The following is a 13640-nucleotide window of genomic DNA, read 5'->3' as shown; positions in this document are numbered from 1 at the left end:
AGTTTACTATAAATTGTGGACAAATTAAACAGATAATTTACAGAAAACAAAAAATGTTCTTTGTAATTATAGGACTTACTGATCTTATTTCTACCAAACCTCCTCATGCATTCATTGTCATTAGGATACTTTTAATATAATTTAATCTAAATATTTGAAGAATTTACGGTATTTGTAAGGCGTAAAAAGTAAAAAAACTTTCTTTGGGTTTCCCCTTTATTTTGGAAAATGTTTTTCCACAGAACACTATTGCACTACTTGAATTATTTATCAATTAACGTGTACACTGTTGGTTAAATATTGTGTTGAATCAAAAATAATAGGAAGGGTTCAGCGTTGGCTAAAATAATTGTAATTACATCAGGTAAAGGCGGAGTAGGAAAAACCACTTCTTCTGCAGCTATTTCTTCAGGCCTCGCCCTACTAGGGCACAAGACTGTCGTTATTGACTTCGATATCGGTTTAAGAAACCTCGATATTATCATGGGCTGTGAGCGTCGAGTTGTTTATGACTTTATTAATGTTATTAATAAAGAGGCAAGCCTAAATCAGGCTTTAATTAAAGACAAGCGCGTTGCAAACCTCTCAATACTTCCTGCATCACAAACCCGAGATAAAGATGCATTAACTCTTGAAGGGGTTGAACGAGTCCTTAATGATCTCGCAAAAGATTTTGATTTTATTATTTGTGATTCGCCTGCCGGAATTGAAGCTGGTGCATTAATGGCTATGTATTTTGCTGATCATGCAATCGTTGTGACTAATCCAGAAGTTTCTTCTGTGCGTGACTCTGATCGTATACTGGGTATACTTGCCAGCAAGACTAAAAGAGCCATTGAAAATCAACCACCAATCCAAGAACATTTGTTATTAACACGTTATGATCCAGAACGTGTTGAGCGTGGTGACATGCTTTCTGTTACTGACGTAAAGGAAATATTAGCCATTCCGTTAATTGGCGTTATTCCAGAATCAAAATCGGTACTTAAAGCGTCAAACACAGGTACACCAGTAGTACTTGATGAAACAAGTGACGCCGGTATTGCTTATCAAGATGCAATTGCTCGTTTTCTCGGTGAAGAAAGACCTATGCGCTTCATAAATAATGATCGTAAAGGATTATTGCGTCGCTTATTCAGCAAAAACAAGGAGGAAGTGACGGTATGAGTATTTTTAATTACCTGCGCAGAAGGAGTGCTACAGCATCCGTTGCTAAAGAGCGTTTACAGATCATAATTTCTCATGAGCGCTCCCAACGTAATACACCTGACTACCTACCCAAGCTTCAGGAAGAAATTCTTACTGTTATTGCTAAATACGTACATGTCACACGTGATCAGGTCAGTGTGAATCTTGAGCGTATGGGAGACAACTCGGTGCTCGAATTAAACATCACTATGCCAGACGATGTTAAAGAAAACGCCTAGAGACTTTCTGAGCAAGATTATATTGAATGGTTGTGCTTCTGAGAAGGAAAGCCCAGCGACCATAGTGAAATGGAGCAAAACCCCAAAGGTTGATTATCCACCCAAGTCCATCCCCAAAAACTTAACCATATCCATTGGCCATCTTGGTACGGCGCCCAATCTGAAGCTCCATTATTCGGATACCAAACCGGACCATATTGTTCATCTTCAATCCAAGCTCCATATCCTTTTTTATTGTACTGCATCCACGCCACGTTTTAAGTTTAAATTCCAGTAAAATCAATAAATAAAAGATGAGCTACAGGTTATTAATGCTCTATGTTCATCAGAGTTAAATTAAATAATAGGTGGCAGAGGAGAGTAAAGAAAAACCCGGGACCAATATATTAGACACCCGGGTTACGATTCAGCAAATATACTTATAGCTGCATTGCACCAGGAGTCAAAATCAAATCATTTCTGATTCTATATCATCTTTATTAACAACAACTTTTTTACCCCTGGCAGATTTTATTGATGCGGGTCGACGCAAATCCTCATCATTGAAATCATCTACCTTTATCACATCTTGCCGTGCTAGCTCTGCTTCTTTTAATTGCTTGGCTTCTTTCTCGGTTAACAAACCACAAGCCAAAGCTTCATTAATTTGTTCCAGCAGAGTAAGTGATTTTAAAACATCATCTTTTACTGCACGCATTATTTTTCTTTCCAACTCATCTACCGCACAAATTTTATGGAAAGCTTCCTCCAGACGACCTAAAGGACAATTGTCCCCAGCTTTGCTATAAACCAAACGAGTGAGGCGCATACGAGCTTCGCCAGGTTCAATGAGAATTCTGGCTAACTTATGGCCCAGCTGGTCATTTGGTTTATTTCTTCGATTACCTAAGGGTTTAATAATCAAGCGTAAAACAACTCGTGCCCAACCTGCTGGGAAATTGACAATAACGCCATGCATTGCCGTCTCACATTCATACAACAGTTGTTGACAGCTCCAATCAACCAGAGGTAAATCAGCTTTGGGCTCACCATCTTCATGATAACGTTTTAAGACTGCTGAAATCAAATACAATGAACTCAGCATATCCCCAAGACGTGAGGATAATTTCTCTTTACGTTTTAAGTCCCCTCCTAAAATACTCATTGAGAAATCAGCAAGAAATGCTAAATTAGCGCTGTATTTATGCAAAAGTTGATAATAACGTTTTACACTGCTCACAGGTGCTTTAGATAAGTGTGCATCAGTCCAAGCAAAAATAACCGACTTCGTAAAGTTGGCAATAATAAATCCGGCATGGGAAAAAAATGCCTTATCAAATTCAACCAGATTATTGTTGCGGATACTTTCAAGTTCCTTAAATACATAGGGATGGCATCGAATCGCTCCCTGGCCAAAAATAATTAAACTTCGAGTGAGTATGTTCGCTCCTTCCACAGTAATTGCGATAGGAGATCCTTGATAACCTCTACCCATATAATTATTAGGACCAAGACATATACCTTTTCCACCATGAATATCCATGGCATCAAGTGATACCTGTCTTGCACGTTCTGTGGTGTGGTATTTTAATATAGCACCGACCACAGAAGGTTTGGCTCCATGATCAATCGCAGCAGCGGCCATTGTTACAGCAGCGTCAATAATATAAGTATTTGACGCTAACCTGGCCAAAGGCTCTTCAATCCCCTCAAACTTTCCAATTGATTGATTAAATTGTTTACGAACGCGTGCATAAGCTCCAGAAGCCAAAGCTGCAGCCTGGGCACCTCCGTTAGCACTCGAAGGTAACGATATGGCCCTGCCAGCGCTTAAACACTCCATGAGCATGCGCCAACCACAACCTGCCATAGCTACACCACCGATTAGGTAGTCCATGGGAATAAAAACATCCTTCCCTTGAGTTGGGCCATTTAAAAACCCAGTATTCAATGGGAAATGACGACGACCTTTTGTAATCCCCGGGGTATTTGCTGGTATTAACGCACAACTAATACCCACATCCTCACCTTTACCTATTAAATTATCCGGGTCAAATAACCTGAACGCCAACCCGATTACTGTAGCTACTGGACATAAAGTAATGTAACGCTTATCCCAATTTAATCGGATACCTAATATCTTTTCGCCATTAATTTCTTGATGACATACTATGCCTTTGTCTGGGATTGATGCGGCATCAGAGCCTGCATTGGGGCCGGTTAAAGCAAAACAGGGGATTTCCCGTCCATCAGCCAAGCGTGGTAAGTAATAATTTTTTTGCTCTTCAGTTCCATATTTAAGCAACAACTCGCCTGGGCCTAGAGAATTAGGTACAGATATAGTTGTAGCAGCAGTGATTGAGCGACCATAGATTTTTACTAAGATTGACATTTGTGCGGTAGCAGAAAACTCAAGACCACCATAACGCTTTGGTATAATCATACCTAAAAATCGATTTTCCTTGATAAACTGCCAGATTTCTGGAGGTAAATCGGTTAGATTATGAGTTATATCCCAATCATCGATCATCCCGCACAAGGTATTTACAGGACCATCAAGAAAAGCTTGCTCTTCATCAGTCAAACGAACCGTAGGCGCATTTCTCAACACAGAAAAATCTGGGGCGCCACTAAATAAATCACCTTCCCAACTTACAGTGCCCGCTTCCAGAGCCTCTCTCTCAGTTGAGGACATGGCAGGCATGGCTTTACTTACTGCTTTAAAAAAATATTTGGATAATAATATTCGTCTTAAAGGTTTTATAGCACCAGCAATTAAAATAAGTTCCACTAAAACAAGTACCATTTTAGTCACTAATCCTGGAGAGCCATACATGAAAACAAGGGCACTAAATAGAGCAAAGCTAATAGCCCACACTGAAATTGCTGCCTGCCTGGTAAGCAATATCCCTGCAGCACCAATGATTATGAGCACTAAAATAGCGTGTAGCACATTATTCTCCTTAATTATTTGAGGCCTTTCGACCACTTGTACTATTTAAGTATAAACCAGACACAATTTTTATAATCTGCTTTGCCACAACTTCTGGGTGTTCCATAGGAAATAAATGGGTCCCTTTGGTTTTATAACTTGATACATTAAAATATTTTTTCATGTAGCGCACATCCATTTTACCAACCACAGTACTTTTGTCACCATAAATTAATGCTGTTGGAATGAATAACTTACCTTCATAGTTTGGGATAACGTGGGGAATAGTTCGATAAATTTGATATTCAATGTGCCTATCAAATCGCAGATGGTAACCGTCCTCTTTATACTCTAAACCGTAGGTAATATAATCGCTTAAGCAGGCATCAGTAAAGGTCTTAAATAACTCTCGCGTCTTTAAATAATCCATTAATTGATCATGATCTTTCCAATATGTGCGCCGACTTCGGGTCCTAAACGCCGGCGTAACCCGATCAATAATACCCAGGGCTTTTGCCAAACGAACCATGCTTGATTTAAAAGCACCAATTAAAGGTGAGTCCAACATAATTACCGCTTTAAATAATTCGGGTTGTTCGGCTGCTGCTAATAAGCTTAAAATACCACCTAAAGAATGCCCGACTGCGATAACAGGACGATCTGCTTGCTTTTTAACACTGGCAATGACTTCCGAAACCAGATTATGCCAGTTTTCACTAACCGGGAACAAAGGATCATGCCCAATCTTGTCAATATAGCAATAATCGAATTCTTTCTCGAGCTGATCCAGCATTTGTTTATAACATAAAGCAGGAAAACCATTTCCATGTGCAAAATGAATCAACTCTTTCATAAAGTCACCACGTGCATATGCTCCAATATAAAAGTTCTATTTATTAATTCTGTAAACAGTTTAATTCCAATGCAACGACAATGCCTTAACAAAATACAATTCTATAAAATGGCAACTCGCCTGCTTTCTGCGCGCAGAGAATAAAGTGCAAAACTGTAGTAGAAAATAAGCAATGCGAATAAAATGTAACCTGAACCCATAAAAATTGAATTGAGTGTGAGCATGGCAAGCAGCAGTAATAACATAGGGGTTCCAGCAACGGCTAAAAGCCGGCTTGATTGAGCAAAGGTGACATTAAAAGAAAAGAATATATTTGAAAAAACTTGTCCTAGAAAAGCTAAAACCAGGAAAAGAATTATAAAAATTGAAAATAACATGGCTACAACCATAGGATAAATCATTAGTTCCGAATAAAATGTCACATTTTTAATTGAATCTTCTTCTGCAATTTTTCTGCCATCAAACACCAGATTAGTTCCTTTATCAAAAGTTTGGACTAATGGAGTGCCTTTACTAGGCTTTGTTTCCGCCATATTAAAAAGTTTCAAACTGGGCACTTTAAGAGAAATTTTATTTTTGTTAATCAAAATCGAGAGGTAAGGATAGTTGGAAGGGAAATCATTGATTTTTCCTGTTGTGTCAATAATAATAACTACTTGCCCCTGATCATTCTTGATCAAATAAGGCATTGGTTTATCAAAGGAAACCTCCCCGTTTTGTATATAAAAAACAGGAATTTTTGACAAAGGCTCTGTTATTTGTTCTTTAAAAGCTTGATTCAAACTAAAGCTCATTCTTACAGCAAAGGGAATTGTAAATAAAGCGATTGTCAATAAAAGGTAGAGAATACCAAGTCCTCGCCAACGCTTCCCAACATCCACATAAAGAAGTCGTGAATAGAAAGACATATACAATGCTGACCAATATCTATAGACTGGGGTATCAATTGGTTTTAGTTGTTTGTTTTTTTCTTTGCTCACGTCATTCTCCAATCCGTTTTCCAGATTTACGATGAAAAAGATGTAATTTAATTTTAGGTAGCTTAACCCAGAGTTGTCCACTCGAAATGTGTTGATCTGCAGTAACGCGCAAATTAATCGGCTGCTTATTCTTGATACATGTCGCACGTATTAATTTGTCCGCACCCATATTATCTACAAACTCGACATAAATTGAGATGCTTTGTGGATCATTTTCAGAACAAAGTACAACATGTTCAGCTCGAATTGCTATAATCAGCTCGTCCTTATCTTCAAGGTTCTGTGCCAACGCTGGCATAGGATAATCAACTCCCAAATCTGTTTGTACCGTATTGCTGCTTTTATCGAAGACACCAGATACTATATTCAAAGGATAATGCCCTGTAAATCCTGCAACGAATAAGGTAGCAGGATTTTGATACAGTTCCTGGGGAGAGCCTATCTGCTCAACAACCCCTTGATTAAGTACCATAACACGTTCCGCCATAGTCATTGCTTCAGTTTGATCATGAGTTACATACACACTGGTAGTATTTAATTGTTGATGTAAACGACGAATTTCATGACGCATTTCCGTACGCAATTTTGCATCCAGATTGGATAAAGGTTCATCAAATAAAAAAACAGCTGGGGAGCGAACCATGGCTCTTCCCATTGCAACCCTTTGTTTTTGTCCTCCAGAAAGTGCCTGGGGTTTACGCTCTAAATAAGGAGTTAGATGCAATAATTGTGCTGCTTCATCTACTCGTTGCTTAATATCTGCCTTCTTAAAACGCCTCATTTTTAATCCATAAGCCATATTTTCAAATACAGTCATATGGGGATAAAGAGCATAATTTTGAAAAACCATAGCCATGTCCCTTTTTGCTGCAGGTATTTTATTGACACATTGATCATTAATCAAAATCGAGCCCGAACTTAAATCTTCCAAACCGGCAATTAAGCGTAATAATGTAGTTTTTCCACATCCAGATGGACCAACAATCACCATAAACTCGCCTTTTTTAATGCTAACGTTTACCTTATCCAGAATTGTTGTTGATCCGACCTTTTTTGAAACTTCAATGAGACTGACTGTTGCCATGCTTACTTTAACCCTTTTTCAAACCAGCGCTGCATTAACATGACTACCATACAAGGTGGAATCAAAGCAATCAATGCAACAGCCATAATGTAGTGCCATTGTGGCACTTGATCTGCCACGCCAGCTAAATAGCGAATCCCCATCACTACCGTAGCCATTTTTGTTTCTGTAGTAACCACTAATGGCCAAAGATACTGATTCCAACCGTACACGAACAAAATAACGAATAATGATGCAATTTGCGTTTTGGATAAGGGTAAAACAATATCAAAAAAGAAACGTACAGCCCCTGCCCCATCCAGTTTTGCTGCATCAACGAGTTCAAGAGGTATGGTTTTAAAAAACTGACGAAACAAAAAAGTTCCAGTTGCAGACACAAATAAGGGCAAAGTTAATCCAGTAAATGAATTTAATAATCCAAATGAAGCAACCACCTGAAAAGTAGGTACAATCCTGACTTCTATGGGCAACATCATAGTAATAAAAATCAATGCAAAACATAATTTTTTAAAAGGAAAATCAAAATATACCAGAGCAAAGGCTGAGCCTAAGGCAAAAACAATCTTTCCCAAAGCAATAGCCATAGCCATAAAAAAACTGTTTAACAACATCGAAGTAATAGGCTCCCCGCCTGTGACCGATAAGCCTTCTGTCATCACCGCTTTCAAATTCTTGAATAATAAAGTCCCTGGAACCATAGGAATATGAGATTGCATCATGACACTCCCTTCATTACTGGCAGCGACAAGAGCCAAATAAACAGGCAACAACATCAAAATCACAAAAAAGCATAAAAAACTATGCTGTAACATACGAGCGAAATATGATTTCATGCGTAATGGACCTTTTTTTCGAGGTATCTAAATTGCACTAAAGAAACAATAATTACAATAAACATCAACAGTACTGATTGTGCTGATGAACTTCCCAAATCCATACCCTCAAATCCATCTTGATATACTTTATAAATCAAATTAGTCGTGCTATTACCAGGCCCACCATGAGTCATCACTTGAATAATGCCAAAAGTATCAAAAAAACCATACATTAAATTGATAATGAGTAAGAAAAAAGTAGTTGGTGATAAAAGTGGAAAAATAATTTGCCAAAAACGCTGCCATCCAGATGCACCATCAATAATCGCCGCATCAATTAATGACGAAGGAACCGCTTTGAGCGCTGCGAGATAAAATAGAAAATTATAGCTGAATTGCTGCCAACTGGCAGTGAGAATAATTACTGAAAATGCCTGGTTTACATTATTTACATAATCAAAATTAATCCCGATTAATTGCAAAAAATGCGTCAGCCATCCTAAAGTGGGATGGCATAAAAAGCGCCATAGAATTGCTGCTACTGCAGGAGCTATGGCATAAGGCCAAATTAATAAAGATTTATAAACCCCTTGCGTCTTGCCTCTATTATTCACTAATATGGCCATAAGGAGTCCTAGACTCATTGTGGAAAAAGTCACACTAAAAGCAATAATAAAGGTTACCCCAATTGCCTTGCTATAGCTCGGGTCAAGAAAAAGATCCACAAAATTGGAAAGTCCTGCAAACTTTTTATGCAGACCAAAAGCATCTGTGTAAAAAAAGGATTGCAATAATGCATTACATGCAGGCCAAATAAAAAACATAAGGGTAACAATAAGTTGTGGAATTATAAAAAGCCAAGCAGAAAGACGTTGATGATTGAATTTAGCCATTGCCCAATATATAAGAGGGTCTGTACAAGCAATTATATAGGTATGTTTTTTTAAGTAAAGTGTCTGAGTAAAGTACTCAGAAGAATGCAGCATGAACTATTCGCGTGCTCTTCACTCACCCAATTCATTTTTTAAATTAACCCGAATAATGGGTTTAAGTTAAGGAAAACATTTTGCGCTACGTATACATAGAAAATCCAGGTCCACACAACCGTTTGGTCATCAAAAATGGTCCTAAGCCAAAGTACAGCAAGTCACAAATTTTAGTGGGTGTTAAAGCGACCGCACTTAATCGGGCAGATATCATGCAACGCTATGGTAAATATCCTCCCCCTCCTGGAGAATCTGATGTTCTGGGCCTAGAAATTGCCGGAGAAGTCGTCGAAGTCGGTGCACATGTAACGCAATTCAAACCCGGTGATAAAGTTTATGGGTTAGTCGGTAGTGGTGCTTATGCTGAATTTTGTCCTGTGGAGGAATCGCTAGCTCAGCATATTCCTGAAAATTGGAGTTATTCGCTTGCTGCAGCGCTTCCGGAGGCACTAACAACCGTTTATGCCACTTTATTCGATTTAGGCAAGCTCAAATCGGGACAAAAATTGCTTATTCATGGGGCAGGAAGCGGCATCGCCTCGTTGGCAATCCAAATGGCAAAATTGATCCATGCTCATGTAATCACCACAGCAGGAACAGATTTCAAAGTAGAAAAAGCAATTAAACTCGGTGCAGATCAAGTGTTTAATTACCATAAACAGGATTTTGAAGACTTAATTGAAGATCACAGCGTTGATTTAATCATTGATTTTATAGGTGGTGATTATTTTAATAAGCATTTGCATTTATTGAAACCTAAAAGCAAACTCATCCAGATCGCGTGCCTCAAAGGAAGTTCAGTGGAATGCAATCTTGCACTGATTATGCGCAAAAGATTGCAAATTATTGGCTTTGTACTTCGTTCTCAATCTCTTCAAGAAAAAAATAAATTATGGAAACAAGCTCATAAAGAATGGATAGAAAACCTGAGAACAAAAAAATTGACTCCTATTATTGACTCAGAATTTAAACTGGAACAAATTGAAGAAGCACATCAATACATGCAATCCGGCGCACATTTTGGCAAAATTGTTATTCATGTAGATTAACTCTGGATGTATTGTAGCCCAGGCTACAATACACGTTATTTAGTTAGGTGTAATTTTCTTAGTATGAAGAGAACGATTTAATAATTGCTCATAGATAGGTCCATTCGGAGTGAGCTGTAGCACAATAGTTGCAGTAATACATGCCATCATCACAGGGAATATTAAATAATAATTATGAGTCATTTCGACCACCAATACTGCGCCAGTTATTGGTGAACGCGTCGATGAGGCAAAAAGTGCGGCCATTCCTGCAACTGCAAACATTCCAGGTTGGGTTAAAAATTCAATATGTAATATTTCTAAAATATGGAATATCGCTAAACCAAGAAGTGTCCCTAAAGAAAGGATAGGAGCAAAAATTCCTCCCGGAACCGCTGTTCCATAGCATGCCATGGTTCCTATAAATCGTACTGCTAAAAGAAAAAGCAAAAGACCAAATCCTGGCGACAGGGTTAATGCCTGATGAATAATGTGCATACCGCCACCTACGGCTGCTGGATGATGCACTGCTAAATAGCCAATCAAAAATCCTACCGTCAGCACGTAACATGTTTTTTGTCTTGAAGTAAGTTTATCCAGGAGCGTTAGGGTACCTACCAATGAGAGATTAAATAAAAGCCCTACAAAGCCTACCACGATGCCAAATAGAGCAAATAACCATAAAGAATCAAGATGAGGGAATTCAAATACATTCATGGGGATCGTTGGCTGGGGACCAATGATTAAATCAAGAATGACTGTAGCTGTGATACAACAAATAACCACCATACTAAAACTGGTAAAAGAATAGTTGAACTGGTTACGCATTTCTTCCATGACAAAAATAACTCCGGCCAGAGGAGCATTAAATGCCACTGCTAAACCTGCAGCGGCTCCTGCAGCAATCAAACTATCCTTTCTACGTCGTGTCAGGTTAAACAGACCACCTAGCATTTCCCCTAAGCTACCGCCTATATGGATCGTGGGGCCTTCTCGTCCCAAAATCATTTTTGCAGAGAGTGCCAAAATACCAAAAAAGAATTTTACGGGTAATAAGCGACGCCAAGATATGCGTCTTAAATGAAGTAATGCACCTTCAATCTCCGGTACACCACTTCCTGATGCTTCAGGAGCAAACTGCTTTACAGCATAATAGGCCGCATAAACCATAGCCATAGAGACCAACCCCGAAATCAATCCAGATGGCCATCCATGAAGACTAAGTAAATGAAAAAAATTATCTAACAAGTTGCCCAACACATCGATTGATAATCGAAATGTTGAGCCAACAAGGCCAACTACAATACCCAAAACAAAAGATACAGCATAAAGCATTAATATCTTATTGCGCATTGCGTTAAATCATCTCCATCAAATTGTTGATAATTTTAAATCCAGCCTGATTCACTAAAGACAATATAGTTTCAGGATGAAATTGAACTGCGTGAATAGGTAATTGCTGGTGAGAAATAGCCATCACAATCCCGTCATCACTCATAGCAGTAACCTTCAACTCTTTTGGCATCGCATTTAAACGTGCATAGAGTGAATGATACCTCCCTGCTTTAAAACACTCTCCCAAGCCTGAGAATAATTTGGGATCATCTACGACTTTTATGATGGATGGCTTACCATGCATGGGATATTCTAGAACATCCAAAATGCCACCAAAATGCTCAACAATTCCCTGCAAGCCTAAACACACTCCGAATAAAGGAATGCGATGAGAAATAACAGCAGCAATTGTTTGAGAGAGATTAAAATCACTGGGTTTACCAGGTCCTGGAGATAAAACAACAAGATCGTACTTTTGATTTTGTAAATACTGTAACGCCTTATCAAACCGAATTGTACTCACTTCTGCTCCAGTTTGACGGAAATAATTTGCTAAAGTATGTACAAACGAATCCTGGTGATCGATAAGTAAGACGTGCTTACCCCTTCCAATCAAAGGCAAATGCGCTGTCTCTGCTTGAATGTTAGTCTCTCGCTTTTGCAGCATGTCTAAAAAAGCTGATGCTTTTAAGCGCGTCTCCTGCTCTTCAGCTTCAGGAACTGAATCATAAAGCAAGGTAGCACCCACACGAATTTCAGCAATTCCTTTTTCGATGCGCACAGTTCTTAAAACCAGACCTGTATTTAAATTTCCATCGAAACCAAACCATCCTACAGCACCAGCATACCATTTGCGCGGGGATTTTTCATGTTCTTCAATAAAATTAAGGGCCCAAATTTTAGGCGCGCCCGTCACAGTAACGACCCACATATGAGTTAAAAAAGCATCTACCGCATCAAAATTTTCCCTTAAAATGCCTTCAACATGATCCACGGTATGAATCAATCGCGAATACATTTCAATTTGTCTACGCCCAATGACTTTCACAGAGCCTGCTTCACAAATACGGGATTTATCATTTCTATCCACATCAGTGCACATGGTTAATTCAGATTCTTCTTTTTTTGAATCCAATAAGATCTGAATATTTTCTGCATCTTCAATTGCATCAGCACCCCGTTTAATCGTGCCGGAAATTGGGCAAGTTTCAACTCTTCGTCCCTGAACCCGCACATACATTTCTGGAGATGCACCGACCAAATACTCTTCGTCACCCAAATTAATAAAAAAGCCATAAGGTGAGGGATTTAATTGACGCATTTGTTTGAATAAAGAAGAAGGCTGCTCTTTATAATGGGTATAAAAAGTCTGACTTGGAACTACTTCGAACAAATCACCACAAGCAAAACGTTCCTTGGCTGTATTTACAACCTGTGCATATTCACCTGGCATATGATCACATTCTTTTTCGGGTTTGTTAGGTGATTGGTATGCCGCAGAAACGCCCTCTCTCGCCAAAGATTTTGTTGATCGACCTTGAAATTGAAAATCATAACGTCGAAGAAAAGCTTCTTCTTTACGATGATTCACTACATAAATTTCATCAGGTAAGTAAAGAACCATATCTCTTTGAGACAGTTCTCTTTCTTTATGCTTTTGTAACTCTTCAAATTGAAAAATCAAATCAAAACCTAAAGCGCCATATAATCCCAAATAAGATTCATTTTCCAATTTAAAAAAGGACAATATCAGACGGATTACTGTAAATACTGAAGGCTGTTGGCTGCGTTCTTCTTCGCTGAAAACTCTTTCCGAGGGCTTAATTTTGATTTGCAACAATTCATCATTTTGCGCTGCAATTTCTAAGGACTCTTCATTCTCCAACAATGGAGTAATAAAAGTTAATAATATTTTGCCACGTTGGTTTAAGGCATCAATTTGAATTAAATTCTGCTTGCAAATAACAGCCAGAGGTGGATTATAAAAGCCGATATCCCAACAGGTATAACGCCCTGGATATTCAAAACTTGAAGCAAATAAAGCTCCTCTTTGCGCATCTAAATGCTCAAGAAGATTTTCAATACCTTGTTGGTAATCTAGAGGTGTCTGAGAACACTCTACTTTAACGCCCCTTTGGGTTTTATAATGCCGCAACATGAATGACTAACTCGATTGAATAATTATGATGTACCCTCATTCTACTTTAAAAATGGGGTTCTG

General features: G+C 38.6%; 12 protein-coding genes. 3 read left to right on the top strand and 9 right to left on the bottom strand.

Annotation, left to right across the window (positions count from 1 at the left end):
* Positions 1-336: 336 nt before the first annotated feature.
* Both minD and minE read left to right on the top strand, forming a co-directional pair.
* Positions 337-1167, top strand: coding sequence for a septum site-determining protein MinD (gene minD, locus DY223_RS07385; RefSeq protein WP_058459322.1), 831 nt, complete (start codon positions 337-339; stop codon positions 1165-1167).
* The gene (minE, locus tag DY223_RS07380) at positions 1164-1427 is read left to right on the top strand and encodes a cell division topological specificity factor MinE (RefSeq protein WP_019233062.1); all 264 of its coding nucleotides are present in this window, start codon (positions 1164-1166) and stop codon (positions 1425-1427) included. The genes minD and minE overlap by 4 nt, the downstream gene beginning before the upstream one ends.
* A gap of 17 nt (positions 1428-1444) precedes the next feature.
* Here the strand turns inward: minE and DY223_RS19235 are convergent, their stop codons facing one another.
* The 7 genes from DY223_RS19235 to DY223_RS07350 all read right to left on the bottom strand — a co-directional run bounded on the left by DY223_RS19235 (position 1445) and on the right by DY223_RS07350 (position 8963).
* Positions 1445-1672 carry a DUF6600 domain-containing protein gene (locus DY223_RS19235; protein ID WP_058459321.1) on the bottom strand — a complete coding sequence of 76 codons (228 nt, stop codon included), beginning with the start codon at positions 1670-1672 and terminating at the stop codon, positions 1445-1447.
* Between the two features lie 203 nt (positions 1673-1875).
* Positions 1876-4359, bottom strand: coding sequence for an acyl-CoA dehydrogenase (locus DY223_RS07375; protein ID WP_058459320.1), 2484 nt, complete (start codon positions 4357-4359; stop codon positions 1876-1878).
* Between the two features lie 10 nt (positions 4360-4369).
* On the bottom strand, positions 4370-5191 hold the full coding sequence (locus DY223_RS07370; RefSeq protein ID WP_058459319.1) for an alpha/beta fold hydrolase: 822 nt from the start codon (positions 5189-5191) through the stop codon (positions 4370-4372).
* A gap of 101 nt (positions 5192-5292) precedes the next feature.
* Positions 5293-6171: a DUF1189 family protein gene (locus DY223_RS07365; protein WP_058459318.1), complete on the bottom strand. Its 879-nt coding sequence runs from the start codon at positions 6169-6171 to the stop codon at positions 5293-5295.
* 1 nt (position 6172) lies between these two features.
* On the bottom strand, positions 6173-7255 hold the full coding sequence (locus DY223_RS07360) for an ABC transporter ATP-binding protein (protein ID WP_058459317.1): 1083 nt from the start codon (positions 7253-7255) through the stop codon (positions 6173-6175).
* 2 nt (positions 7256-7257) lie between these two features.
* Positions 7258-8088, bottom strand: a complete 831-nt coding sequence (gene ugpE, locus DY223_RS07355) for a sn-glycerol-3-phosphate ABC transporter permease UgpE (RefSeq protein WP_058459316.1) — start codon at positions 8086-8088, stop codon at positions 7258-7260.
* Entirely contained in the window at positions 8085-8963 is an 879-nt protein-coding gene (locus DY223_RS07350) for an ABC transporter permease subunit (protein ID WP_058459371.1), read from the bottom strand. Before DY223_RS07350 ends, ugpE begins: the two co-directional genes overlap by 4 nt.
* 173 nt (positions 8964-9136) lie before the next feature.
* Between DY223_RS07350 and DY223_RS07345 the strand changes: the two genes are divergently transcribed.
* The gene (locus tag DY223_RS07345; RefSeq protein ID WP_058459315.1) at positions 9137-10105 is read left to right on the top strand and encodes an NAD(P)H-quinone oxidoreductase; all 969 of its coding nucleotides are present in this window, start codon (positions 9137-9139) and stop codon (positions 10103-10105) included.
* Between the two features lie 39 nt (positions 10106-10144).
* Here DY223_RS07345 and clcA read toward each other — a convergent pair whose 3' ends face one another.
* A complete protein-coding gene (clcA, locus tag DY223_RS07340) occupies positions 10145-11437 on the bottom strand; it encodes a H(+)/Cl(-) exchange transporter ClcA (RefSeq protein WP_058459314.1) in 1293 nt (430 codons plus the stop codon).
* Positions 11438-11441: 4 nt separating this feature from the next.
* Positions 11442-13577, bottom strand: coding sequence for an anthranilate synthase component I (locus tag DY223_RS07335; protein ID WP_058459313.1), 2136 nt, complete (start codon positions 13575-13577; stop codon positions 11442-11444).
* Positions 13578-13640 lie beyond the last annotated feature (63 nt).

The organism is Legionella bozemanae (assembly GCF_900450575.1).
Lineage (GTDB): Bacteria > Pseudomonadota > Gammaproteobacteria > Legionellales > Legionellaceae > Legionella > Legionella bozemanae.
This window is presented reverse-complemented; position numbering and strand designations above follow the sequence as displayed.